Source organism: Rhizobium sp. NPDC090275 (assembly GCF_044772225.1).
In the GTDB taxonomy this organism is placed as follows: domain Bacteria; phylum Pseudomonadota; class Alphaproteobacteria; order Rhizobiales; family Rhizobiaceae; genus Rhizobium.
In genome coordinates this window covers 25,340-51,287 of record NZ_JBIVYL010000001.1, presented here as the reverse complement: position 1 = coordinate 51,287, position 25,948 = coordinate 25,340, and the positions used below count along the sequence as shown (strand labels likewise).

21 protein-coding genes are annotated in these 25,948 nt (G+C 61.6%); 2 read left to right on the top strand and 19 right to left on the bottom strand.

Features of this window, described 5'->3' with window-relative positions; genetic code table 11:
- Positions 1–32: 32 nt before the first annotated feature.
- From ACIQUB_RS00220 to ACIQUB_RS00180, 9 genes are all read right to left on the bottom strand, one after another.
- Positions 33–1,352, bottom strand: coding sequence for a cytochrome c (locus ACIQUB_RS00220; RefSeq protein ID WP_113235344.1), 1,320 nt, complete (start codon positions 1,350–1,352; stop codon positions 33–35).
- A gap of 11 nt (positions 1,353–1,363) precedes the next feature.
- On the bottom strand, positions 1,364–3,133 hold the full coding sequence (locus tag ACIQUB_RS00215) for a GMC family oxidoreductase (RefSeq protein ID WP_113235345.1): 1,770 nt from the start codon (positions 3,131–3,133) through the stop codon (positions 1,364–1,366).
- Between the two features lie 5 nt (positions 3,134–3,138).
- The gene (locus ACIQUB_RS00210; RefSeq protein WP_113235346.1) at positions 3,139–3,840 is read right to left on the bottom strand and encodes a gluconate 2-dehydrogenase subunit 3 family protein; all 702 of its coding nucleotides are present in this window, start codon (positions 3,838–3,840) and stop codon (positions 3,139–3,141) included.
- Between the two features lie 320 nt (positions 3,841–4,160).
- Positions 4,161–4,892 carry a peptide-methionine (S)-S-oxide reductase MsrA gene (msrA, locus tag ACIQUB_RS00205; protein ID WP_402928190.1) on the bottom strand — a complete coding sequence of 244 codons (732 nt, stop codon included), beginning with the start codon at positions 4,890–4,892 and terminating at the stop codon, positions 4,161–4,163.
- 12 nt (positions 4,893–4,904) lie between these two features.
- Entirely contained in the window at positions 4,905–6,806 is a 1,902-nt protein-coding gene (locus tag ACIQUB_RS00200; RefSeq protein ID WP_113235348.1) for a cytochrome c biogenesis protein DipZ, read from the bottom strand.
- Between the two features lie 15 nt (positions 6,807–6,821).
- A complete protein-coding gene (msrB, locus tag ACIQUB_RS00195) occupies positions 6,822–7,313 on the bottom strand; it encodes a peptide-methionine (R)-S-oxide reductase MsrB (RefSeq protein WP_113235349.1) in 492 nt (163 codons plus the stop codon).
- A 332-nt stretch (positions 7,314–7,645) separates the two neighbouring features.
- The gene (glf, locus tag ACIQUB_RS00190; protein WP_402928186.1) at positions 7,646–8,803 is read right to left on the bottom strand and encodes a UDP-galactopyranose mutase; all 1,158 of its coding nucleotides are present in this window, start codon (positions 8,801–8,803) and stop codon (positions 7,646–7,648) included.
- Positions 8,804–8,870: 67 nt separating this feature from the next.
- Entirely contained in the window at positions 8,871–10,916 is a 2,046-nt protein-coding gene (locus ACIQUB_RS00185) for a glycosyl transferase (protein ID WP_113235351.1), read from the bottom strand.
- Positions 10,917–11,150: 234 nt separating this feature from the next.
- A complete protein-coding gene (locus ACIQUB_RS00180; protein WP_113235352.1) occupies positions 11,151–15,971 on the bottom strand; it encodes a hypothetical protein in 4,821 nt (1,606 codons plus the stop codon).
- Positions 15,972–16,837: 866 nt separating this feature from the next.
- On the opposite strand from ACIQUB_RS00180, the gene ACIQUB_RS00175 reads away from it, so the two are divergent.
- Entirely contained in the window at positions 16,838–17,545 is a 708-nt protein-coding gene (locus tag ACIQUB_RS00175; RefSeq protein ID WP_162737353.1) for a hypothetical protein, read from the top strand.
- A 123-nt stretch (positions 17,546–17,668) separates the two neighbouring features.
- On the opposite strand, the gene ACIQUB_RS00170 is transcribed toward ACIQUB_RS00175, so the two are convergent.
- The 7 genes from ACIQUB_RS00170 to ACIQUB_RS00140 all read right to left on the bottom strand — a co-directional run bounded on the left by ACIQUB_RS00170 (position 17,669) and on the right by ACIQUB_RS00140 (position 22,021).
- A complete protein-coding gene (locus tag ACIQUB_RS00170; RefSeq protein ID WP_113235354.1) occupies positions 17,669–17,995 on the bottom strand; it encodes a hypothetical protein in 327 nt (108 codons plus the stop codon).
- Positions 17,992–18,714 carry a glycosyltransferase family 2 protein gene (locus ACIQUB_RS00165; RefSeq protein ID WP_113235355.1) on the bottom strand — a complete coding sequence of 241 codons (723 nt, stop codon included), beginning with the start codon at positions 18,712–18,714 and terminating at the stop codon, positions 17,992–17,994. Before ACIQUB_RS00165 ends, ACIQUB_RS00170 begins: the two co-directional genes overlap by 4 nt.
- A 10-nt stretch (positions 18,715–18,724) precedes the next feature.
- Positions 18,725–19,351: an HAD family phosphatase gene (locus ACIQUB_RS00160; protein ID WP_047514019.1), complete on the bottom strand. Its 627-nt coding sequence runs from the start codon at positions 19,349–19,351 to the stop codon at positions 18,725–18,727.
- Complete coding sequence (locus ACIQUB_RS00155; RefSeq protein WP_402928179.1) at positions 19,348–20,016, bottom strand: phosphodiesterase; 669 nt, start codon at positions 20,014–20,016, stop codon at positions 19,348–19,350. Before ACIQUB_RS00155 ends, ACIQUB_RS00160 begins: the two co-directional genes overlap by 4 nt.
- On the bottom strand, positions 20,013–20,774 hold the full coding sequence (locus ACIQUB_RS00150; protein WP_113235356.1) for a glycosyltransferase family 2 protein: 762 nt from the start codon (positions 20,772–20,774) through the stop codon (positions 20,013–20,015). Before ACIQUB_RS00150 ends, ACIQUB_RS00155 begins: the two co-directional genes overlap by 4 nt.
- A 232-nt stretch (positions 20,775–21,006) precedes the next feature.
- Positions 21,007–21,588: an OmpA family protein gene (locus tag ACIQUB_RS00145; protein WP_113235378.1), complete on the bottom strand. Its 582-nt coding sequence runs from the start codon at positions 21,586–21,588 to the stop codon at positions 21,007–21,009.
- Positions 21,589–21,592: 4 nt separating this feature from the next.
- On the bottom strand, positions 21,593–22,021 hold the full coding sequence (locus ACIQUB_RS00140; RefSeq protein ID WP_113199440.1) for a hypothetical protein: 429 nt from the start codon (positions 22,019–22,021) through the stop codon (positions 21,593–21,595).
- A gap of 326 nt (positions 22,022–22,347) precedes the next feature.
- Here ACIQUB_RS00140 and ACIQUB_RS00135 point away from each other — a divergent pair, with 326 nt between their 5' ends.
- The gene (locus ACIQUB_RS00135; protein ID WP_402928721.1) at positions 22,348–22,782 is read left to right on the top strand and encodes a hypothetical protein; all 435 of its coding nucleotides are present in this window, start codon (positions 22,348–22,350) and stop codon (positions 22,780–22,782) included.
- Positions 22,783–22,864: 82 nt separating this feature from the next.
- On the opposite strand, the gene ACIQUB_RS00130 is transcribed toward ACIQUB_RS00135, so the two are convergent.
- From ACIQUB_RS00130 to ACIQUB_RS00120, 3 genes are all read right to left on the bottom strand, one after another.
- Positions 22,865–23,797 carry a DUF2950 domain-containing protein gene (locus ACIQUB_RS00130; RefSeq protein WP_113235379.1) on the bottom strand — a complete coding sequence of 311 codons (933 nt, stop codon included), beginning with the start codon at positions 23,795–23,797 and terminating at the stop codon, positions 22,865–22,867.
- A 36-nt stretch (positions 23,798–23,833) separates the two neighbouring features.
- Positions 23,834–25,282: a DUF3300 domain-containing protein gene (locus ACIQUB_RS00125; protein WP_113235357.1), complete on the bottom strand. Its 1,449-nt coding sequence runs from the start codon at positions 25,280–25,282 to the stop codon at positions 23,834–23,836.
- Positions 25,283–25,360: 78 nt separating this feature from the next.
- On the bottom strand, positions 25,361–25,651 hold the full coding sequence (locus ACIQUB_RS00120) for a hypothetical protein (protein ID WP_113235358.1): 291 nt from the start codon (positions 25,649–25,651) through the stop codon (positions 25,361–25,363).
- Positions 25,652–25,948 lie beyond the last annotated feature (297 nt).

Sequence of the window (25,948 nt, the reverse complement as noted above, 5' to 3'; positions counted from 1 at the left end):
CGGCAGCACTCTCGCGCTGCCGGCCTCTTATCCTAGTGCTTCTCGCCGCGAACGGCGGTCACGTCGGCTGCCGAAACAGTGGCGGCCTTGTTGTGCCAGCCGTCGCGCAGGAAGGTCGCGAGTGCGGCGACTTCCTCATCCGACAGGCGGTTTTCGTAGCCCTGCATGCGCAGCTTCATCGGGCGATCCGGCGTCGACGGCAGTTCTGCGCCGTGCAGGATCACGCTGATCAGGCCCTTGGGCGACTTGGCGTCAACCAGCGAGTTGCCATCAAGCGCCGGGAAGGTCTCGCCGGCACCCTTGCCGCTTACCATGTGGCAGGCAGCGCAGTTGTCGAGATAGAGACGCGGGCCGAGCGGCATGTCGGGCTTGGCGTCCGAGAGCAGCGTTTCGGTTGCCGTCACCTCTGCCTTCTCCGGCTGTGCGGCCGAAGCCGAACCACCCGCGCTACCGATCTTCTTCAGATAGGTGGCGATCGCGAGGTTGTCGTCGTGGCTCATGTACTGCAGCGAGTCGCGAACGACGAGCATCATTTCGCCGGTTGCCGACGAGTGAGCGTTGCGGGCGGTCGACAGATAAGCTGCCAGCTGCTCGGTGCTCCACGTCTGCGGACCACTTGCCGGGCCGCGAAGATCAGGGGCCGTGAAGCCATCGATCTCGCCGCCGGAAAGGAAGGCCTTCGACGAATTGTCGATGCCATCCTGCGCCATGAACAGATTGCGCGGGCTGTGGCAGGCGGCACAGTGGCCGGCACCCTCGACGAGATACTTGCCGCGGTTGAACTGCTCGTCCTCGCCTTGCTCCGGCTTGAAGCCGGCTGCGTAGCTGGCGGCCAGCCAGTTCCAGGCGCGCAGGCCGAAGCGCATGTTGAACGGGAAGGAAAGCTTGGTTTCCTCGACCTTGTTCGAGACAGGCTCAACCTCGTGCATGAAGTAGTCGTAGAGCGCCACGACATCTTCTTCCGACAGCTTGCGGTAGTTCTCGTACGGCATGGCCGGATAGAGATGCGTACCGTTGGGCGTCACGCCGTCGTAGAGTGCAGCGCGGAAATCGGCAAGCGTCCAGTTGCCGATGCCGGTGTCCTTGTCGGGCGTGATGTTGGTGGTCCAGATCGTGCCCATCGGGCTCTGGATGGCGCGGCCGCCGGCGAAGGGCTTGCCGCCCTCGCTGGTGTGGCAGGCCATGCAGTCGCCGGCGCGCATGACGTATTCACCTTGGCCCTTGGCCGGCTTGAAGTCGGCTGCGAGCTGAGCGGTCGGGCCGGTACGCTGCACCGGCACGAAGATGAAGGCGACAAGGGCGATGACACCGAGAACGACGAGTGTTCCGATGATGCGGAGAAAGGTTTTCATCTCTGTTCTCCTTATGCCAGCGGCCGCGGGTTGGGCAGGTAATCCTTGCGGATGTGATGCGCCGCCCAGTAGGCCAGACCGCCGACCATGCCGGTCGGGTTGTACTGCGTGTTCTGCGGGAAGACGTTGGCACCCATGACGAAGACGTTATGGCAATCCCAGGACTGCAGGTAACGGTTGAGAACCGAGGTCTTCGGGTCGTCGCCGGTGACGGTGCCACCGGTGTTGTGGGTGGTCTGGTAAGGACGGACGTCGAACATGGCGCCTTCCTTCTTGAAGCCTTCCTGCAGCGTCGTCGGGTTCATCGACTTGGCCAGCGGCTCCATCTTCGACTTCATGAACTGCGTCTGGCGGATTTCGTTATCGTGCCAGTTGTAGGTCATGCGCATCATCGGACGGCCGTGGCGGTCCTTGTAGGTCGGGTCGAGATCGAGATAGTGGCCGCGATAGGACATGACGGAGCCGTGGGCGCCGATGTTCATCGCGTGGCCGTACCATTCGCCGATGCCCTTCTTCCAGCCCGCACCCCAGCTTGGCGTGCCCGCAGGAAGCGGCATGGTGTGACCCGGCTGGCCGTTGGTCTGGCCGGCACGCCAGTAAGCGCCGCCGATAAAGCCTTCCTTGGCGAAGTCGATATTGTCGATGCCGAAATCGTCGATGCAGAAGCCGTTGGCGCCTGTGCCGATGAAGGGGTTGAAGTTCTCGTCCTTGAAGAACAGCGTGTAGCCACCGGTGATCTGGTAGGCATAGTTACGGCCGACGACACCTTCATTGGTGACCGGATCGTAAGGCTTGCCGATGCCGGAGACGAGCATCAGGTGAACGTTGTTCAGCGCAAAGGCGGTCAGGATCACCAGGTCGGCCGGCTGGAAGACTTCTTCGCCGGTCTTGTGGTCGAAATAGGTAACGCCGGTTGCGGTCTTGCCGTCTTCGGCCTTCTCGACGCGCAGCACTTCCGAGTTGACGCGGTATTCGAAGTTCTTCTTGCGCTTCAGGGCGTCGATGATCGCCGTCTGCGGCGAGGACTTCGAATAGTTGTAGCAGCCGTAGCGCTCGCAGAAACCGCAATGGTTACACGGGCCCATCTGCATGTTGTATTCGTTGACATAGTCCTTGGAGGCAATGCCGCCAGGGCTCGGGAACGGGTGATAGCCCGCCGCCTTCGCCGCATCGCGGAACTTCACGCCATCCCAGGTCGACGGCATGGCAGGCATCGGATAGTCGTTGGACCGCGGCGCCTCGAACGGGTTGCCGCCCTCGACGATCTTGCCGTTGACGTTGCCGGCCTGGCCGGAAATGCCCGCGACCTTCTCGAAGCGATCGAAATGCGGCTCGAGCTCTTCATAGGTCATCGGATAGTCCTGGATCGTCATGTCCTCGGTCATGACGCCTGCGCCGAACTTCTCGGTCACGTAGGACTTCAGGCGGTATTCCGACTGCATCGGACGCCAGTTGAGGCCGTTCCAGTGGGTGCCAGCGCCGCCGACGCCGGTGCCGAGCAGAAAGGTGCCGAGGCTGCGGTAAGGCAGCGCGGTCTCATCCAGCGAACGGCGGATAGTGACGGTCGTGTTCGCCGGCTTTTCCATCATGCCGTAACGGATGCCGTACTTCAGCTCGTCGATCATGTTCGGGTACTGGAAGTCGGGAACGGTCGCCTGATCGTGACCGCGCTCCAGCGCCAGAACCTCGAGGCCTTCATTGGCAAGCTCGATGCCCATGATCGCGCCGGTCCAGCCGAAGCCGACGAGAACGACGTCTTTTTTCTTTTCTGTACGTGCCATGATCGTTAGCCCCTTTCGCCGGAGATCGAGACGGGGCCAAGCGGATACTTGACGTTATGCTTGCCGACCCACTCCTTGTAGGAGCCGCGGGCGCCCGGAAAGCCGATATACTTCCAGGCAGCCATGCCATGGTTGCCGCCATACATCGGGTCGGAGAAGTAGCCTTCCTTGGTGTTGGCGAGCAGGATCGAGAAGAACTCGCGCAGCTCGGGCTTGATCTTCATCTCGTCCTTCTGGAGCGAGGTGAGCGCCTTGTCCTGGGTTTCGGCATCCAGCTCGGCAAAGATCTTGCCGTGGGTCTGCTTGCACCACTCGTCGAAAACCGGGATCGCCTGCTGATAGGTTTCCAGCGGGTTGAGCGGCGTCTGCCAGCCGCGCAGCGGGCTGCCGGCCGGCTCGTATGGACCGACCATGTACCAGTCGGAAGCCTTGCCGTAATCGCCGGCGAGCTGCTTGTCGATGAAAACGGGAACGCGCGTCTCAATCGCGCCGGGGCCGTCGCCCTCCGACGGAATCAGTCTCGCGACCGCAGCCATGACGAAGGCCCACTCCGTGGGCTTCAGACAGTCCGGCTTGTATTCGGTAAGCGCGGCGGGTTCGGGCTTGGTTTCGGCTTTCGCTGCGCCGGCAATGCCGGCAATGGCCGCGGTCGCCGCGGAAGCTTTCAGGAAGCTTCTGCGGGACGGCAGGCCCGGGAGGTCTCTCATGATTGGCTCCTTCACGACCGTGGGAGTCGGCCGCTCAAGTTTTGCTGAAGCGTCAATTCAGCGCAGGGCAATTTGACGCTTAGCGCCGTACGCCCGCTTGGCCCGGGTGACAAGCACCGGCCGGCGAAAACCGGTTCGATTTCCGCCACAATTGAGAATTATTTTGCACATGTGCAAAGTGAAGCGTTATATTTCTCTCACAAATCACCGTATTTCTGGAATATTTCACTCAGGTATAATGAGTTGACCAGATTGCGCGGTTCAACGCAAAACGCCCGCTCGAAACCGGGCGGGCGTTTTTCATGCGATACGGATGTCGTTCAGTTCGAACCGGAGGCCGCGACCAGTACCGGCTTTTCGCTGTAATCCCCAGGGAACAGCTGCTTCAAGGCTGCGACCTTCGGCAGGTCGTTGATGACGATGTAGGGGTAGGTTGGATTGTTCGTCAGGAAGTCCTGATGATACCCCTCCGCGGGATAGAAGCTCTTGCCCGGCTCGATCTTCGTCACGATGGCCGCGTCGAAAACCCGTGCCTGGTTCAGCTGGCTTATATAGCCCTTCGCCACCTTGGCCTGCTCATCGTTAGCGGGGAAGATCGCCGAGCGATATTGCGTGCCGGTATCGGGCCCCTGGCGGTTCAACTGCGTCGGATCGTGCGCAACGGAGAAGTAAATCTGCAGCAGCCGGCCGTAGCTGACCTTGCTCGGATCAAACACGACCTTGACGGACTCGGCATGGCCGGTATCGCCGCCGCTGACGGTTTCGTACTGCGCGGTATTCTTGGAGCCTCCGGCATAGCCCGACGTCGCGCTTTTCACCCCGTTCACGTGCTGGAACACGCCCTGCACGCCCCAGAAGCAACCGCCGGCAAAGGTCGCCGTCTCGCTGCCACCACCGGCCGGTTCGTCCAGAACAGGCGCCGGAATGACCCGCGCCTCTTCGGCGGATGACGGGGTGAAATACATAGCCAGGCCCGCGGCCAGCACGCCCGCCGCACCAAAGGCGACGATACGCATCGAGCGCCGTGTAGTCGAACCCTTATGATCAGTCATGATGGTCTCCTTTCAACCGAAGGTGAAGGCGTAGGCTTGTACGCCGGGATCAAGAAATCGGATTTCGAATGTGTGATCGCCAACGGCGCCCGGCTCGCGGATGAGCTGGTAGAGCCGTTGTGCGGTCACGGTGCCGTTGCCATCGGCATCGGTATCGGCTCCATGCCCGTCACCGGGCGGCTTGCCATCGACGGTCACCTGGAAGCGCACCGGCTTGCCATCAGCACCCGGACCGAGCACCAGATGCAGATCGCGGGCATGGAAGCGGTAGTAGATGCTGCCGTCCTTGTCGTTCAGCGCGGCCTGCTCGGAACCAACAGTCCAGTTGCCCGTCAGGCCCCATTCGTTGAGCCGCGGCGTCGCCGCGACATAGGTATGGGCGGCGTCGTTGACCGTGCCTTTCTGGTCGACGAAGTTTTCGGAGCGCTGCCAGCCGACATAGGTCTCCGGCGATTGCACATCCGCCTGGTTCGACGCGGCTTCCGCACCGGTCGCCTTGACGTCGACCATATCGGCGGCAACGTTGGCCTTGCCGGCCTCCGCCAGAAGCTGCTGGATCACCCGCTCGGAACCGTCGTAATCGCCCTCGCCGAAGTGATGATGGCGCACCCGGCCCTCGGCATCGATGAAGTAATGCGCCGGCCAATACTGGTTTTCGAAGGCGCGCCAGATGGCATAGTCGTTATCGATGGCGACAGGATAGGTGATCTTGAGGTCGCCGATCGCCTTCTTGACGTTGTCGATGTTCTTCTCGAATGCGAACTCCGGCGCATGCACGCCGATCACCACCAGCCCCTGATCCCTGTACTTTTCCGCCCAGGCGCGGACATAGGGAATGGCGCGCAGGCAGTTGATGCAGGAATAGGTCCAGAAATCGACGAGGACGACTTTGCCCTTGAGCGACTCCGCCGAGAGCGGCGGTGAATTGAGCCACTGTACGGCGCCATCCAGCGACGGCATCGTTCCTTCGACCGGAAGCGCTTCAGCGGCAGCCTTCTTCGGCCCGCCCTTCATCATCATCGCGTTCGAGCCGGCCATCATCGCATTGTTGCCGGACATCATGGCCGGAGCGTTGCCGGACATCATGGCCGGAGCGTTGCCGGACATCATCATCTGGTTGCTGCCACCAGTCATCGCGTCGCCCTTCATGACGACGGAGGCGGTGTTCTCCGCCGTCTGCTGCTGCGGATGCAGCTTGTCGATCAGGCTCTGCTCCAGCGTGCCCGTGCTGGCCAGCGAGGCCTGCGTGAGGAAACCGGTGTCGAGGCCGAGACCGATCGCCACCACAGCGGCCAGAACGGCAACGCCAAGCCCGCGGCGCACCCATTCACCGACGCCGAGCGACCGCTTCATCGCCTGGTACACCCGGCCACCGATCAGAAGCGCCAGCGCCAGCGACGTCGCCGCACCAAGCGCGTAGGCGAGCAGCAGCAACGTCGTGCCGACGCTCGCGCCCTGCAACGCCGCGCCCGTCAGGATCAGGCCGAGAACCGGGCCGGCGCAGGGTGCCCAGAGCAGCCCCGTGGCAACACCCAGCAAGGCCGACGCCGCGACGGTCGATCCGCCGCTTCGGGAACCGCGATCGGCCGATTGCGACAGTCGCGCCCCGAGCGATACCAGCGGCCGCGTCAGATAATCGGACAGAGCCGGGAAAAGCAGGATGACGCCGAAGACGGCGAGCAGGACAAGCGCCGCATAGCGGCCATACTCGTTGGCCTGCACCGCCCAGCCGCCGCCGAGCGCCGCCAGCGTCGCAACGGCCGCAAACGTCGCCGCCATGCCGACAAGCATCGGCAGCGTGCTGCGCAGAAACGGCTGGCCGGCGCGCGCGAAGACGAAAGGCAGCACCGGCAGGATGCAGGGGCTGACGATGGTCAGCACACCGCCAAGATAAGCGAGAATGAAGAGGATCATGACAGGTCCCGTTGATCAGGCCGAAGCCGGATGAAATGTCAAAGCGACACCGTTCAGGCAGTAGCGCAGGCCGGTCGGTTGCGGCCCGTCGTCGAACACATGCCCAAGATGCCCGCCGCAGCGGCCGCAATGAACCGCCTCGCGCACCATCCCGAACTGCGTGTCGCGCGTCGTGCCGACGACCTTGCTATCAAGCGGCGCCCAGAAGCTCGGCCATCCCGTGCCGCTGTCGAATTTGGTCGCGGATGCAAAACCGTCTTGCCCGCAGCCGGCGCAGGCGAAGTTGCCCTTGCGCTCTTCGTGAAGCAGGGCGCTGGTAAAGGGGCGCTCGGTCCCCTCCTCGCGCAGGACGGCATATTGATCCGCTGTCAGCATCTTCTTCCACTCGGCATCCGTATGCGTGACGGGAAAGGTCTCCGCGGCCGAAACCTTCGAACGACCCAGCACAAGCGGCAGGCCGATCGCGGCAAGGCCGGCACTGAAGAGCAGTCTGCGTCTATTCATCATCTCGTGGTCTCCTCGACGGTATGAAGTGTGTCTGACAGCAAGTACGGGCGGCGCAGCCATTTTGTTACGCGCCACACTCGAAATACAGCGCCCTCACCAAAGCGCCGGCTGCCGCATCAGCAGAGCAATATATTCAAGGGAATACAACGCCATACGAAAGCCAAACCCGCCTTCCGGACAAGCTGCGACTGCCAATTCACCAATATGTGATTGTCTAATGGACGCTTGTCTTGTCGGATCGAACGCTGCGTAGGCGAAATCCGAGGCGAGAAACGAGAAAGGCGCCAGCCTTGCAGCCAGCGCCTTTCGCAATAACGACGATGATGTTCCGGTCAGACCGGACGGTGCAGGAAGGCCGGCATGCGGGCGCTCTCAGACAGCGTCGAGAGATAGAGCCGCGCCGTGTCGAGCGCCTCGCGGATCGTCACGTCCATATCGAGATAGCGGTAAGTGCCAAGGCGGCCGACGAAGGTGACGCCCTCTTCCTTCTCCGCGCGCGTAACATATTGCGCCAGCTGCTCTTTCTCCTCGACCATCCGGATCGGATAGTAGGGAATGTCGTCGGGACCGCAGGCGCGCGAGAACTCGCGGTAGCAGACCGAACCCTGATGCTCCTCCCACGGCGAGAAATGCTTGTGCTCGGTGATGCGGGTAAAGGGAACCGAGGCGTCGCCGTAGTTCATGACCGCGCAGCCCTGGTAATCGCCATCATAGCTGAAGCGTTCGAAATCCAGCGTCCGATAACCCAGCCGCCCGGCTTCATAGTCGAAATAGCCGTCGAGCTGGCCGGAATAGAAGACGTGACTGGCATCCGCGTGCTCGGCGCGCTCGAACCGCGTGCTCAGCTTCACACTGATATTGGGATGGTCGAGAATGCGGCCGATCATGTCGGTGTAGCCATTCTCGGGCATGCCCTGGAATTTATGGAAGAAGTAGTTGTCGTCGTAGTTGAAGCGCACCGGCAGCCGCTTCAGGATCGAGGCCGGCAGCTCGGTCGGCGAGCAGCCCCACTGCTTCTCGGTGTAACCCTTGAAGAAGGCCTCGTAGAGATCCTTGCCGACGAAGCGCATGGCCTGCTCTTCGAAGGTCTGCGGATCGGTGATCGTCTTGTCGGCCTGATCCTCGATGAACGCCTTCGCCTCATCCGGGCGCAGCGTCTTGCCGAAGAACTGGTTGATCGTGTGCAGATTGACCGGCAGCGAATAGACGCGTTCCTTGCTCGTCGTCTTCACCCGGTTCTTGTAGGGCATGAAGGTCTGGAAACCGTTGACGTAGTCCCATACCTCGGCATCGTCGGTATGGAAGATGTGCGGTCCGTAGACATGCACCATCACGCCGGTATCGGCGTCGCGCTCGGTGTGGCAGTTGCCGGCGATATGGTCGCGGGCATCAAGGATCTCGACCTTGTGCCCCGCCAGCGCCAGCTCCCGCCCGATCACGGCGCCCGACAGTCCGGCGCCGACGATCACGATCTTTCCATTCCCCTGCATTCTCTAAAGCACCCGTTGCCTGTGGCCTTGCGGCAAGTTGAAACCCCTTGAGGATGGACCGGCGGCGTTAAGCCGTCGGCTCGGTCCACAGGCGCTTATCGATGGCGAGCGGCGCGTAGTCGTTCCACTGCGCGAGCTTCTCGCGGTAGTGGCGGCGATAGCTCGCATCATCCTCGAACTCGCTGAGGGTCTGCACGAGCTCGGCGCCGATCTCGTAATAGGCATCGAGGTTGCTGAGATCAGGCGTCGGCGTTTCGCCGCGCTCTGCCTCGCCCTGCATTTGCCAGAAGAGCTGTTCCAGACGGCGGGCGAGACCCGGGATGTCGCGCAGCGCACTTCCCTCGCGCTTGTCTTTCAGCGACTGGCGAATGGCGGCAAGGCTTGCACGATCCTTGAAGAAGCCGATGGCGCGCGCAACGTAATCGTCAGGTCCGCTGCAGGCGAGCTCCGGCACACCGGCGGCGGCCACGATGCTGTTGCAGAAGCGCGAGGCAAAGCTCTTGCCCGGAACCGTCAGGACAGGCAGCCCCATGGTGATCGCGTCGCCCGCGGTCGAATGCGCACCATAGGGGAAGGTATCGAGGAAGAGATCGGCAAGCGCGATGCGCGCCAGGTGATGCGCGTTCGGCGCCTTCGGCGCGAAGATGATCCGCTTGGCATCGATGCCGGCCTTGACGGCAGCCTGCACGAGGCGGTCATTGACGTCATCGTCGGCTGCGAGCAGCCACAGCACGCTGCCTGGCGTCGCAGCCAGAATCGTCATCCAGCGGGCAAAGCACGGCTCGCTGATCTTCTGCATGCCGTTGAAGCAGGCGAAGACGAAGGCATCTTCAGGCAGACCCGCCTGCGTGCGCGTTGGCTGCGCGGCGATCTGGCGCTTGCGATCGATCGGCTGGTTGCAGGCGATCCGCAGGACCTTCTCGGTATAGTAGATCTCGTTTTCAACAGGCACGATCGTCTCGTCGGCGATCATGTACTGGTGCACCGGGCTTCCCATCGAACCTGGATAGCCGCAGAAGTTGACGATCACAGGCGCCGGACGATAGGCGAACAGCTTCGTGCGGGCATGCTTGGTATAGCCATTGACGTCGATCAGGATGTCGATCTCGTCGTTGCGGATCAGGTTGGCGGCATCGGTATCGCTGAGCGCGCTGATATCGCGCCAGCCATCGACAGCCGCCTTGATCCGCTCCTGCGTCGCGTCATTGGTGCGCGGCTCGCCGCAATAGTAACCGAAGATCTCGACCGTCGTCTTGTCGTGCAGCTCCAGCACCTCGCTGAGAGCGAAGCCGACGGCGTGATCGCGCAGATCCGACGAGACATAGCCGACGCGCAGGCGCTGACCGGTGCCCGTCTTCACGCGAGCAGGCTTGCGCGGGAAGGCCGAAAGGTTCGGGCGACCCACGAGCGTCTTGTTGTAGCGATAGGCCTTGGCGAGCTGATAGAGCGGATCGTCGGCGTAGCAGGAGAGCGTCAGCGTCGACATCGCGTCGAGCAACTGGCGGGCGCTGACATGAATCGACGGCGTCAGGATCGGCCACTTGCACTGCCGCTGGCGCAGCGACGTCCAGTGCTGGCCGGCTTCCGGCCGGTTCGGCTGCAGCTCGATCGCCTGCCACAGCGTGGTTTCCGCCGCCTCCAGCACGCCACCGCCCTCAAGCACGCGGCCGATATGCTGAAGCGTCATCAGACGGTGCTCGATGCGCTCGCTGGTAATATCGCTGGTCATCTCGACATAGCTACGCCACTGCTCGACGGCCTGATGGCCAAGACCGCAATCCTCGAGCGCACGGCCGAGATTGATATGAGCAGGGCCGAAGCGCGGATCGATCTTCAGGCAGGCACGCAGCGCGCTGATCGCGCCGGCCATGTCGCCGGCATTGCGCGACACCACGGAATAATTGAAATAGGCGAGATGCAGCAGCGGATTGTTGTCGTTGAACGCGATCCACGTCTTGTAGAGCTCTGCCGCCTGCTGCCGCTGGTCGGCATTCGCAAGACCCTCGGCGATGGAAATCAGATCGCCAAGCGAAAGGCGCTGGTGACGTGCCTGCTCCAAAATGTTTGCGATTGGAGAGACTTGGCTCGATGCAATGGCGGTGTTCGCGTTCATGGACGTCCTACGGCAAGGCGGCCGGATGGCCTGAGGTCAACAGACGCCGGAAAGCGTCGGGCTTCTTGCTATCGGATAGAGCTTGCGTCGGGCTGGCTGATTGACCGGTGCGACAGCGTGAGAACGCCTGATATCAGGGCGGTTCAGCACAGCGCGCCGAAACGAAAAACGCCGCCCGATGTGATCGGGCGGCGTCCTGTTTTCTTATCGGGCAGTCAAGCCCGCCAAGCTGGCTTAGTTCGAGTAAGCAGCGATGATCGCATCGACCTGTACATCGCTCAGGCGCGATATCTGCGCCGAAGTCAACGCATGCGCCTGTGCACTGCTGAAGGCTGCGATGTCTTCGGTCGCAAGGGCCGACAGTGCCTTCGTGCTGATCGCGGCGATTTCATCCGTCGTGAACGTTGCGATGTCAGTCGGCGCCATGGCCCCCAGCTGCGCAGAGCTCAGCGCACCGATCTGATCACTCGTCAGGGCGGCGATCTGCGTCGAGGACATCGCATCGATCTGCGTGGTCGTCAGTCCCGCGACCTGCGACGACTTCAGACCGGCCACCTGCGTGGTTGTCAGTGCGACAATGTCAGCGGTGGTCAAGGCAGCGACCTGTTTGGAGTTCAGAGCACCGAGCTGCTCCGAGGTCAGCGCGCCGATCTTGTTCGTAGCCAGGCTTGCGATCTGGCCCGTGGTCAGCAGCGACACCTGCTTGGTGCTCAGGGCGGCGAACTGACCGGTGCTGAGCGCTGCCAGCGTATCGGTGCCCAGCAGCGACACGACCTTGGTGCTGATCGCGGCGATCTCGTCGGTCGAGAAGGTCGCAATATCGGCAGTCGACATCGCAGTGAACTCGTCGGCGGTCAACGAACCGATCTGTGCGCTTGTGAGAGCACCGATCTGAGCCGTGCTCATGACCCCGATCTGCGTGTTGTTCAGCGCTGCAACCTGGGTCGACGACAGAGCGGCGATGCTGGCCGTCGACAGAGCCGCTGCCGTGGCGGTGCCAAGGTTAGCGATCTGCTTCGAGGTCAGCGCGCCGACCTGATCGGTCGTCAGCGTCGCGACGTTCGCGGTGGTGATTGCGCCGATCTGGTCGTTGCTCAGAAGAGCGACCTGCTTCGACGAGAGGGCGCCGACCTGTGCGCTGGTCAATGCCTTCATGTCGTCGGTGGTCAGACCGCCCAGAGCCTTGGTGCTAATCGCGGCGATCTCGTCGGTCGTGAACGCTGCCACGCCCGCAGACGACATCGCACCCAGCTGAGACGAGTTCAGAGCACCAACCTGATCACTTGTCAGGGCGGCGATCTGGCCGGAGCTCATCACACCGATCTGCGCGGTGTTCAGTGCCGCGACCTGTGCCGACTTGAGGCCGGCGACCTGTGCGGTCGTCAGAGCCTTGGCGGCATCCGTGCTCAGGCCGGCGACCTGCTTGGAGTTCAGAGCACCCAGCTGGTCGGTCGTCATCGTCGCGATGTTCGCCGTGGTGATCGCACCGAGCTGATCGTTGCTCAGAAGAGCAACCTGGCTCGAAGACAGAGCGCCGATCTGGGCGCTGGTGAATGCCTTGAGATCGTCAGTTGTCAGGCCGGCGATAGCCTTGGTGTTCAGGGCGGCGATTTCGCCGGTCGTGAACGCTGCCACGCCGGAGGAGACCATCGCACCCAGCTGAGACGAGCTCAGTGAACCAACCTGATCGCTGGTGAAGGCCGCGACCTGTGCCGAGGACATGACCTCGATCTGCGCCGTCTTCAGCGCCGCAACCTGCGACGACGTCAGACCAGCCACCTGCGTGGTTGTCATGGCAGCAACGTCGGCCGTGGTCAGGGCAGCGACCTGCTGCGAGTTCAGAGCGCCCAGCTGCTCCGAGGTCAGGGCAACGATCTTGTTCGTTGCCAGGCTTGCGATCTGGCTCGTGGTCAGCAGCGACACCTGCTTGGTGCTCAGAGCGGCGAACTGGCCGGTGCTGAGTGCAGCCAGCGTATCGGTGCCGAGCTGCGACACTACCTTGGTGCTGATCGCGGCGATCTCGTCGGTCGAGAAGGTCGCGATATCGGCGGTCGACATCGCCGTGAAATCGTCGGCGCTCAAGGAGCCGATCTGTCCACTTGTCAGCGCACCGATCTGAGCCGTGCTCATGACCCCGATCTGCGTGTTGCTCAGCGCTGCAACCTGCGTCGACGACAGAGCGGCGATGCTGGCGGTCGACAGAGCCGCTGCCGTGGCGGTGCCAAGGCTGGCGATCTGCTTCGAGGTCAGGGCGCCGACCTGATCGGTCGTCAGCGTTGCGATGTTCGCGGTGGTGATCGCGCCGATCTGGTCGCTGCTCAGCAGCGACACCTGCTTCGACGAAAGGGCACCGACCTGGGCGCTGGTAAAGGCCTTCATGTCGTCGGTGGTGAGACCGGCAATAGCCTTCGTGTTCAGGGCTGCGATCTCGTCGGTCGTGAATGCTGCCACGCCGGAAGATGCCATCGCACCCAGCTGGGCAGAGCTCAGCGCACCGACCTGATCACTCGTCAGCGCAGCGATCTGGGCCGAAGACATGACGCCGATCTGGGTCGTGCTCAGGGATGCGACCTGCGTCGACTTGAGGGCGGCGACCTGTGCGGTCGTCAGAGCCTTGGCGGCATCCGTGCTGAGGCCAGCGACCTGCTTCGAGGTCAGGGCACCGATCTGATCGGTCGTCATCGTCGCGACGTTCGCGGTCGTGATTGCACCGATCTGGTCGTTGCTCAGAAGTGCGACCTGCTTCGAGGAGAGAGCGCCGACCTGTGCGCTGGTCAATGCCTTCATGTCGTCGGTGGTCAGACCGCCCAGAGCCTTGCTGCTGATCGCGGCGATCTCGTCGGTCGTGAAGGCTGCAACGCCCGCAGACGACATCGCGCCCAGCTGAGACGAGCTCAGTGCACCAACCTGATCACTCGTCAGGGCAGCGATCTGGCCGGAGCTCATCACACCGATCTGCGCCGTGTTCAGTGCCGCGACCTGTGCCGACTTGAGGCCGGCGACCTGTGCGGTCGTCAGAGCCTTGGCGGCATCCGTGCTCAGGCCGGAGACCTGCTTGGAGTTCAGGGCACCCAGCTGGTCGGTCGTCATCGTCGCGACGTTCGCGGTCGTGATTGCACCGAGCTGGTCGTTGCTCAGAAGAGAAACCTGCTTCGAGGAGAGCGCACCGACCTGGGCACTGGTGAAGGCCTTCATGTCGTCGGTGGTCAGACCGGCAATGGCCTTGGTGTTCAGGGCTGCGATCTCGTCGGTCGTGAACGCTGCCACGCCGGAGGAGACCATCGCACCCAGCTGAGACGAGCTCAGTGAACCAACCTGATCGCTGGTGAAGGCCGCGACCTGTGCCGAGGACATAGCGCCGATCTGCGCGGTGGTCAGTGCAGCAACCTGCGAGGAGTTGAGGCCAGCGACCTGCGTCGTCGTCAGGGCGACAACGTCGGCGGTGGTCAGGGCAGCGACCTGTCGCGAGTTCAGGGCACCGAACTGCTCCGAGGTCAGCGCGACGATCTTGTTGGTTGCCAGGCTTGCGATCTGGCTGGTGGTCAGCAGCGACACCTGCTTGGTGCTCAGGGCGGCGAACTGGCCGGTGCTGAGGGCTGCCAGCGTATCGGTGCCCAGCTGCGAGACAATCTTGGTGCTGATCGCAGCGATCTCGTCGGTCGAGAAGGTCGCGATATCGGCGGTCGACATCGCAGTGAACTCGTCGGCGGTCAAGGAGCCGATCTGTCCGCTTGTCAGCGCACCGATCTGAGCCGTGCTCATGACACCGATCTGCGTATTGTTCAGTGCTGCAACCTGCGTCGACGACAGAGCGGCGATGCTGGCGGTCGACAGAGCCGCTGCCGTGCCTGTGCTCAGGTTGGCGATCTGCTTCGAGGTCAGGGCGCCGACCTGATCGGTCGTCAGCGTTGCGATGTTCGCGGTGGTGATGGCGCCAAGCTGATCGTTGCTCAGCAACGACACCTGCTTCGACGAGAGAGCGCCGACCTGCGCACTGGTCAGTGCCTTCATGTCGTCGGTCGTCAGGCCGCTCAGGGCCTTGGTGCTGATTGCTGCGATCTCGTCGGTCGTGAACGTTGCGACATCACCGGTGGCCATGGCAAAGAGCTGTGCGGAGCTCAGCGCGCCGATCTGATCGCTCGTCAGGGAGGCGATCTGGCCGGAGCTCATCGCATCGATCTGCGCGGTGTTCAGCGCTGCAACCTGCGTCGACTTGAGGCCGGCGACCTGCGCCGTGGTCAGGGCTGCCGTAGCGGCGGTCGTCAGAGATGCGACCTGCTTCGACGACAGGGCGCCAAGCTGCTCGCTTGTCAGCACGGCGATGTTTGCGGTGGTGATCGCGCCAAGCTGATCGCTGCTCAGCGCTGCAATCTGGCTCGACTTCAGAGCAACGATCTGGCCGCTGCTGAGAGCCTTAAGGTCATCCGTCGTCAGGCCGGCAATGGCCTTGGCGCTGAATGCAGCGACTTCATCGGTCGAAAACGTCACGATGGCGCTTGTGGAGAGCGAGCCCAGCTGTGCAGAGCTGAATGCAGCCGCCTGCTCGGTCGTGAATGCGGTAACCTGTGCGGTCGAAAGAGCCTTGAGCTGGTCGCTGCTGAGCGCAGCAATCTGCGTCGTCTTCAGGCCTGCAATCTGACCCGTCGTGAAGGCTGCGATGTCAGCGGTATCCATCGCGTTGAGCTGCTTGACGGTCAGCGCGCTGACCTGATCGGAGCTCAGCGAGGCGATCTGCGCGGAAGAGAGGGAAGCAACGGCGGCGGTCGAAAGCGCTGCCATCTGGCTCGTAGAGAAGCCACCGAGCTGAGCCGACGTCAGAACGGCCAGCTGATCGACCTTCAGGCCAACCACGGCGCTCGTCGACACCGCACTGATCTGCTCGGACGTAAAGGCAAGAAGATCTGCCGTTTCAAACGCGGAAACCTGGGTCGAGCTCAGCGCCTTGATCTGATCGGTTCTCAGAGCCGCAACATCTTCGGTCGTGAGGTTCGCGATCGCGGAAGTGAAGAGTGCCCGGATCTGATTGACAGACAGAGAAGAAACAATGGAAGTCATGGACGAGCGCCCCTCGCGTTAGCTGATCAAAAGACATCATCCCGCTCCGTCGGTCAGACGCGCACAGCCGCACTTAAGCCGGCCACACGGCGTCGTCGGCATCGACGATCCGGGTTTCCTGTCGGAACAAAATTGGGTCAAACTAAACATGGCTCGGACGAGCCAGCGCAACGGGAGGACATCATGCGCCCAGAGCCAAAGCGACTCTGATCCCTACGCCAGTGAACGCGAACTTCTTAACCCCGGCACCGTTTACCAGCGTCCATCATGGACCCACCGGCCAACCGCACTCCTCGGTAGAGCTATCGCGAGCAGTAAAACTCTTATTCGGCAGTCTTTAATTTCGAGTTAACATCGACCGTAGCTGAACTGCACTTCTGTTACAGATTCGGTCGCCAAAAGTCTAAATCGCCACTTTTCATATCCAATTGGCACACCACGCATTTTTATAAACCGAAACAGAAGGGTCTACTGGCGATTGCAACAATGATTGCATGCACCAATGCGGACTCAGCGTATCAAATAGAAAAAATAGAAATGGACAGAGAAAAGCTCCTCAATGAACATGATTTGCTTCATTAAGAACAAGATGATCAATTAGAAATATTACAGAAATGACAGCGAATCATCATGAATTCGCAAGTCACCTGCCGATTGAAGCCGCCGGATAATAAATATCGGCACAGCGCTCCAGCAGCATCGCCCCGTCAGCGGACAATAATTTCCGACCATTTTTGGGGTCTTTCCGACAATCGAGAGCCCGATGGCGCCCTGGATGGTGCAGTGCACACCAGCTCACCCCCAAGGCAAGCCCGGCACAAGTAAAATGGCGTTCATGGACCTATAGGGTGATAGGGACGAATAGAATGCGACTGTCTATATTGATTAGAGGCCACAACTATCTTGAGAAGGATCGTTTCGGCCTGCCGATGGACGGGCGGGACAATGCCGCGTCCCTGCTTGAAAACGTGATCGCGCCGATCCGCGCGAAAAACCCCGACGCCACGGTCTATCTGGCGACATATGAAAGCCCGGCGCTGGCCGAACTGCAGGAAAAATTCGCGCCATGCGAATTGATCCTGCTCGATCCCAACGGAAGCTCGCAGGCCGAAACCTACAAGGAAGCGCTGAAGTACATCTTCGAGAAGACGGAATATGACGCGCTGGTCGTCGTCCGCTTCGATCTGGCTTTCAAAAAGCCGTTCGACGCATGGAACCTGAAGATCGACATCAACAGCATCCATTTCACCTGGAAGGAATACCGCGACTACTGGCGCGATCACCGCCGCGTCGGCGATGCGATCCACGTGATCGGCAAGGCCGCCATTCCCGCCTTCCACAACGCGCTGATCATGAACCAGCTGTCCAACCGAGGTCATCTGCACCTGATGTACTATTATCTGCGCACGATGCACGACAATATGAAGTTCATCGAGGACGGTTACTTCGACACCAACACGCTGTTCGCCAACCCCGAATGCGACAACCCGCTCTACACGGTTTTCAACCGGCCGCGCCTGACCAGCATGGCCGGCAGCACCGGCATGATCCTGCAGGAAATCCGCGCGGAATAACGCGCAAGCCTGGTAACAAGAACGCCCGCATCGAGATCATCGATGCGGGCGTTCTGCTTTATAGGACTATGTTGAAAGTATAGCGCTCGCGAAACCATCCGCGAACGCTCTCCCCCAGGTCAATCAGACCAGATACTTGTCGTTCTTGGCGCTCGGGATCTTCACGACGGTCACCGTCGCATCGGTGAGCGCCTCGAACTGGTTGACCTGGCCGGGCTCGATATCGATGATGCTTCCCGCTCCCCACACCTTATCTATCATCCGCACCGTGCCGGAGACGACGAGCGTGATCTCACGCGCGATCTTGTGATAATGCGCCGCATCCTTGTCGCCGGCGACGTAATGCTTCACGCCGACCTCGAACGCATCCGTCTTGACGACCGTGGGGTCGAAGTCGCCGATGAACCAGCCGCCGATCATGTCGTCGAGGGTGAGTGGCTTATCGCTCATTTGTCACCTTCCGTGACGGACAGCTCGATCAGCTGGCGATCCGACTTGATGGGATGGAAGTCCTTGGCGTTGATCGGGAAGATCCCGATCTTCTTCCCATCGAGCACCATCTCGTTATAGACGGGGCAGACATAGAACATGTTGTTGTGCCGCGCGTCCTTGCGGATCGCGTTCTTCGCCGCGCGCACGAAATCGCGCCCCTGCCGGAAATAGTAGAAGCCGGCCGTCGCGTTGTCGCTGATCGGATGCTTCTCGGCCGCCTCGACAACCATGTTCTGCTCGTCGAGCCGGACGAAGGAGTAGCGTGGATGCACGGACTTGAAGGTCATCGTGCCGCCATCGAGCTCGCGCTCCACGAAGTTCTGGATGACGCCATCGAAGGGGACGGTCAGGAATTCGTCGCCATTGAGGATCAACAGCGGCTGATCGTTGTCGATGTAGCCGGCGGCGAGCAGCGCCGTGCAGGCGGCCCCTTCCGTCTTGTCCTCGACCGAGACCACAGCGGCCGCCGGCGACAGCAGGCGCACGACCTCGTCGAGGTGGTAGCGTGCCAAGTCCTTCTTCTGCATCGCCACGATGATGCGGTGGCCGGGGATCTTGGCGCATTCGGCCAACTGTCGCTGCACCAGGGGTACGCCGTTGATTTCCACCAGCGCGGTCGGATAAGCCTCCATCGCCTGGATGCGAGGCTCGCCGGCTATCAGGATCAGAATATTCATCGCAAGCTCATCAACCGTGGATTTTTCGAATGGTCTCGGTGATCGCGGGATAGTTCACATCCGCGATATCGTTCACCACCATGACATGCGCGCCGGAACCCTTGGCCGCCTTGATACCGTTCTCGTTGTCCTCGACGATCAGGCATTCCTCGGGCGTCAGGCCCATCATGGTGATCGCCTTGGTGTAGATCTCCGGGCTCGGCTTGCCGTGCTTGACGTCCTCGTTGCTCAGCTGGAACTCGAGGTAACCATCGAGTGCGGCTCGCGACATCATCAGCGACACCGTGCTCTTGATCGAGTTCGACGCCACGGCGAGCCGGTATCCGTCTTCCCGCAGCCGCGCCAGCGCGTATTCCTGCTTGAAGGTCGGCTTGCACTTGGTGTGGATCATCTCGGTCGTGTAGAGCTGCTTCATCTCGTTGATGAAGCCATGCAGCGCCTCGGGAAGCCCGCGCGTCGTCGTCAGGATCTCCAGCTTGCGCCGCGTCGGCAGGCCGTCGAAGATCGTCAGGTGCTCGTGCAGCGGAATGGTGTATCCGAAGAGCTCGAGCGCCCGGTTGAGCGCCTCATAGTGCCATTCGCGTGCGTCGATCAGCACGCCGTCCATGTCGAAGATAATCGCCTTAAGCGTGGTCATGCTGCGTCCCGGCCAGTCAATATCAGTTGCGCGCGCTCCGGAAAGTCGGTGCAGACGGAAAGCCCATCCCGCTCGTTGAGCCCCGAAGACACCAGCCACTGGAGAAATGGTTCATATTCGTCGTGGCGACCGTGAAGATCCGGCGCCACCAGCGTCGCCTGCTTGCCGTCGGCGAGAATGCGCTCGATCAGCGCCGCGTCATACCAGCGCCCCGGCAGGAAGTTGTCGATCCACACGCCGGTCACACCGGGATCGTCGTAGAGCGACGCCTCGCGCTCATATTCGCTGAGACGCGTGAACGAGACCATCTTGCGCTTCACGCCCTGGATGAGATCCGGGACCGACGCATCGAAGAGGAAATAGTTGTTGTAGCCTTCGCTCGACAGAACCTCCGCCAGCATGTCGTGCAGACCATCGGCCTTGATGTTCAGCGCCAGCAGCGGCGAGCCGTGTTGTTTGGCAATCCGGAGGAACTCCGCAAAGGAGATTTCTCCTCCGCGCGGAATGTCGTGCGAGATGACGATCGAAGGCGCGCCGTCCGCCTGGCTGTCGCGCACGTCGGTCTCCGTGCCGAAGCCGAGCGAGAAGGAGCGAACGAAGGCCTCGACCGAGTTCTTCTCCTCAGGCGTCTTCCAATAGCCGCGATGGCTGAGAACCTCGATCATACCGCAGCCCCCAGCGACCGCGTCACATCGACGGACAAGGGCAGGCTCTGGAAATGCGTGAGATCCTCGGGCACGCCGAGACCATACATTCCCGCATCCACCGAGCCGATCGAATAGGCGCCGATCTTCGAGCCGTCCTCGATCATGAAATTATAGACCGGCGCCACGTAGAACTCGCCATTGACGCGGAAGTCGCGCTCGATCATCCGGTCCGCATAGGAAACGAAGTCCGAGCCCTTGCGGAAATTGTAGATCCCAACGGTCGCGTGATCGGAAATCACCTGCTTCTCGACGACGTTGTCGATATAGCCATCGGCGCCGAACGAAACGAAGCTCCACTTCGGATCATCCGCCGTCATGGTCATGATCATCCCGTCGAGATCGCCCATGGCCCGAAGATAATCGTCGATATCGACGTCGATATACTGGTCGCAATTGGCGATCATCATCGGCTGATCGTTGTCGATCTCGTCGCGGGCGAGCAGCACCGTGCAGGCGGCACCCTCGGTCACCTGCTCGACGAGGAAGATCTCGCAGCCCGGCGCCCAGGCCCGCAGGTTCTCGCCCAGCCCATGCTCCCTGACATGGGCTGCCTGGCAGATGAAGATGAAGCGATGCTCCACGGACGGGCGAAGGTTTTCGATCACCAGCCGGATCATCGGCACGCCGTGCACAGGCAGCAGTGGCTTGGGGAGAGTATAGCCGGCCTTGGCGAAGCGGCTTCCTTGCCCTGCCATTGGTACGACGATGTTCAACATTGCGTATATCCCGAATTGTATCAGCTTACACCGTGAGGCGACCCTTAGCGGTCGAAGCTGGCGTCACGCTGTCCCGGATGGGCCAGAAGCCCGGCTGAGCAAAGAAACTTGCCCGAAATGAAACGACCCGCGCGGATCGCTCCACGCGGGTCGTTTCATGTATTTTTATTCAGCGTCTGCCAGACGCCTGCTGGAAATATTTCACAGGCTCCCGGCTGACCTGAAGTCGATCTCAGGATTTCTTCGTGAAGACACCGAGATTGATCAGCTGTACGCGCCGATTGTTCGATCCTGTCGTATCCGTGCCCGGAATCGGCATGTATTCGCCGACGCCGACCGCATAAAGCCGCTGCGGATCGACCGCGAAAGTCGTGGACAGAGCCTCCTTGATGGCAGCCGCCCTCTGCTCGCTGAGATCGAGATTGTGCTTCTCATCGCCCGTCGAACTCGAGTGCCCGACCACCAGGAATTTATAGTCCCAGAGGTTCGGATGATGCAGCGCATCGGCAAGCAGGCCGAGCGTGCGGTAGGAACTCGGCTGGATCGCGACGGAATCATTCTCGAAATTGATCTCGACCACCATCTGCGGCAGCTTGGCGATACGCTTCCAGTTCGGCAACTCCGACATCTGCTTGCTACCGCCGCTGATCGCCTCCTGCCTCAGGATCTCGAGATCGATGGCTGGCGCAGCGGAGGTCAGCTTGCCAAGCCCCTTGACGATGCGCTCCTGCGACACTTCCTGCGCCGATGCCAGGGCGGGAACAAGGACCGCCGCCGCCGCGACAATGATTGCTTTCGAAAGAACCCGCTTCATCATCTTATCTCCATCCCGCATTGGTGATCGTCTGATTGCATTCGTCGCTGACGCGCGGCTGCTTCTTGATCAGGCAGGCAAGCACGAAGCCGTCTCCCTTGATGCCGTTGCAGCTCTTCGACATGTCGCGCTGGCAGACGCGTTCATAGGCCGTCTGCGCCTGTTCGCGCGTCGTGATCGACTGGAAGACGGTGCCAAGCGAAGCCTTGCAGCTCGGCGAAACCTTGGCCGCGTTCTGCTGCAGGCAGTCGGCGATGCGGCCGCTGCCGAGGTTCAGTCCCTTGCACAGTTTCTGGATGTCGGTGCCGCAATCGCTCGCGAGCTTCGTCACCGCATCCGCATAGCTCAAGGTCTGCGCCGACGCTCCCCAGGCAAGGCCCATGGAGACACACGCAACGGCCGTTATCAGAATCCCTCGTCTTGATCTTTTCATCCTATCCGTCCCTGACTGGTCACATCGACGGGCGGGACGATGGCATGATGTCGCGCGAATGAAGCGTATATTACCGTAACGCACATCGGCCTCGGCGGGCCGGAAATGGAGCCGTCACGTGATCGTAAGGAGGCCCGGATCGATCTCGACGGCCAGCATTTGAAGCCTTTTCCGGGCCATTCCGGGCCGCAGCCGTAACATACCGTATCTTACAGCCACCCCCGCGTATCATACTGCCTTCGCTTCTCCATCCGCCCTATCATCTTATGAGGATGAACTTGGAGGACGTAGAGATGACATCGACGCAGACATCCGCACCCCATTCCATGGCCAGCGCCGAAGAACTGCGCAAACGCGCCCTTGAGCTCCAGATCGCCGAGATGGAGCGCGACGAGAAGATCAAGGCACGCGAGGCTGAGAAGCATGCCGAGTTCGTCGAGGACTTCTTCCGCAAGCATATCGACGAGAAGGAACGCGCGATGATCAAGCGCCTCGTCATGAAGGCCGCCGCGGACGGCAAGTACGAAGCGATGATCTACAGCTTCCCCTCGAGCTTCTGCGACGACGGCGGCCGCGCCATCAACAACAGCCTTCCAGGATGGCAGAAGACGCTTCAGGGCAAGGCGAAGGAGCTTCTCGACCTGTTCGAACAGCTTGCCAAGCCGCAGGGCTATGGCCTGAAGGCCATGATCATCGACTTTCCAGGTGGCATGCCCGGCGATGTCGGCCTGTTCCTGACCTGGGAACCCCCGGTCAAATAAAGCCCCGGGAGGGGCTGCGAGCACTCATCGATTTGACGGGTGGCGGTTGTTTCTGACAACCGCCACCCGAATGCATTTCGGCCTATTCGGACACGACCGACCAGTTGTTGTCGGGATTGAAGGTCTTGATCGCTGCCGCCTTCTTCTCCGTCTCCGGCCCGAGATCGCGCTGGTAGATGACGCTCATGCCATTGGCGATGAATGTCTGCACACCCGTCACCCTGTACTTGACCGGCCAGGCGATCACCGCGAAGCCCGCCGTCATGTGACCGTTGACGATGTAGCTCTGCTTGCCGCCGAGCACGTTGTCGCCCTGCCCCGTCAATATCCGGTAGTGATATCCGAAGTAGCCCTCGCCGCGTTTGGCCTTGCCGAAGGCGGCGGTCTCGATCAGCGGACCTGCCGGGCTATCCTCGTCGCCGGGGCCTGCCTGCCAGTACAGACCGTCCCGCTTGCCGGGCGAACTGATCAGCTTCTGCGCATACTCGTAGATGCCAGAACCAGTCCGATCCTCCGAGGCATAGATGTGCTGGGCGATGACGAAGTTATGGATGGTCTCGATCGTCGCGAGCTCGTTTTCGCCGATGCGGCGGTTGACGATCTCCTCCAGTCCGGTGCGCGTGTCGAACGTCCACTTGTCGTCAGCCCCCTTCGTCAACGGAAACGGCAGCGGCCAGAGCCTGTCGCCGATCTCGACGATCTTGCGCCCATCGAGATCCTCGAGTTTCATCAGCCGCGACGCACCCTCGCGGATCAGCGCGTAGCTGACCATGGCCGCGTTGTTGTCCTTGAGCTTGTCGGCCTTCAGCCCGAGCAGCTCCGCAAGCCCATTCAGATCGTTCGCCGCCAGCACCGCCTTCAGCTTGTCGAGCGCCATGTCAGGCGTGTCGAAAGACGGTTGCGGCGCCTTGCCGATGAACTCCGAGAGGGCGGTCTGCGCCATAGACGAACTTGCGAACGTCAAGGGCAGGACCACGCCAACCAGCAAACGCATCAACTTCAGTCGCAATGCCATGGTTGCCTCCATTGGCTCTGGAAACCCGGTCAGATCCTATCGTCTTCCACCACCGCCACCGCCGCGCCGTGGCGGCGGACGCGAATGACCGCCACCGCCACGCCCGGCTCCACCGGCATAAGACCTGGGTGCCGGGCGGCTCTGCGCCCGCGGCGCACCGCGCTGACCGCCGCCCATGCTCTGGCCGCCACGTTGTGACGCAATGGCTTCGCGCCGGCCGGATGATTGCGGGTTGCCGAGCGCGTTGGGCTGCCGTGAACGGTTGTCCGGCCTCGCCGCCATCTTCGGCGCGCCGGAATTCTTCTTCACATTGCCCTTCGATGGACGATTGGCCCCGGCATTGCCGGGACGCGCATCCGGACGAGACGCATTCGCAGGACGGTTCCCGGCATTCGGCCGGTCCGCCGGTCTGTTGGCGATGCCCGGCTTGCCGTTGGCCTTCAGGCCGTTGACGGTTCCCTTGCGGATGTCGTCGGCGCGCGCGGCCGGGTTGCGCCCGCCTGCCCCCAAATCCGCCCGGCGGTCGCCGACCTGGTTTTTCAGCTGATTGCGCTTGTCGCCTTCGAGGCCGGATTTGATCGCCGTGCGATCCAGATTGGCGAACTGGCTCTTGTCGATGCTGAGCTTGCTGCGATCGACCTTCGTCCAGTCGACATCGTTCCACTTCACCTTGCCGTTGAAATTCCGGTCGTTGAAGCAATTGTTGCAGTCGATATCGACATCGCCGTTCCACCGGCCGCCCCAGACCCCCCAGTCGTCCCAGTTGACGATCGCCGCCCAGGCGACGCCGGTGACAGCACCCGCGAAGAACGCGGCGCCCGGATAATAGTAGTTGTCGTAAGAGCTTGGATAATAGGAGATCGGCTCGGCGGCGTAGCCGGGCTCGTAGAGCATCTGCGGCTCATATTGCGGGATGTAGACCTTCTTAGGATCGGTCGGGCGGATCACCACGTTGTTGTTTTCGGTGACGACGGTCACCTTGTCGTCCGTCTTGATGATATTCTTCGCCACCGCCTCGTCGCGCAGCTGCTGGATGGCAACGAGCACATCCTTCTGCTGGTTGGTCAGCGCATCGCCGAGCTTTTGCGTCCAGTCGAGATCGTCGCTCATCATCTTCACGATGTCGGGATAGTTCAGCAGCGAAATGACGCTGCCATCCCAATCATCCTTGGGCTTGAGATCGGCGTTCTTTTTCTTGGAGTCCAGGAAGCGTTGCGCCTCGATGATCTGCAGCGGGAAAAGCGACGCCGCCGAAATCGCGGCGACCAGCTCGTCCGGATAGAGCGCGATACGGGCGACCAGTACCTCCAGCTCATCTTCGGACAAGAGGTCGGCCGTGGCTGCAGGCGCGGCAGGCGCCGGCGCGGCAGCGGGAGCCGCCGCCGTTTGCGCGAACACGAAGGATGGCTCCTGCATGGAGATGAGCGCCAGCGCCGTCAAACCAGTTGTCAGGCCAGCGGTTAGTCTGAACGATCTTGATTTCATGACGCATCGACCTTTCCGTGCAAATGGCGATGAATGCTGCTCTCGGCGCGCTCCGGGGTCCGGGCCACGTCCGGGCGCTCAGGAGCGCTTGAGCGATACGACGTTCGATTGCGACAGCGCCTCGCCGATTTCGCTGAGAAGCGCTTTCTCCAGTTCCTTGTATTCCTGCCGACGCGCCTCCCGTTCCGTGCGCGGAAGGTCGTCGAGGTGGGCCAGCGTCTCCAGGATCACCGCGAGGTCCTCGCACATGCTGCGGAACGTTTCGCTCACCTGGTAGAGATGCCGAACCCTCTTGGCCTTCTCAGGGAAATGGACCTCGGCGACGGCGAGAGCGGACAGTCGCGGTACATTGCTTTCTCTCCAGCTCATCGCACGCCCCCACCGCCGATCTCCCCCCAGGAAGACCAGCCGATTATAGGGCGGTTGAGCGCGGACGCAGACGTAAGATACGCGAAGATACGCGGCATCCGCGATCCGTGCGGTTGACGATTGACGGACGCGGACCACGTCAAGTCGCGCGCCATGGTCGACGATCGGCGATGTCGCGCACGACAGCGAAGAGCCCCTCGCCCGTCCTCGATCCGATAGATGTTACGTGATGCTACGGGCATCGCCGTCCACGCAGGTCTATTGTTTTTGCGTATTCCCCGCACCCGCTGAGGTCGA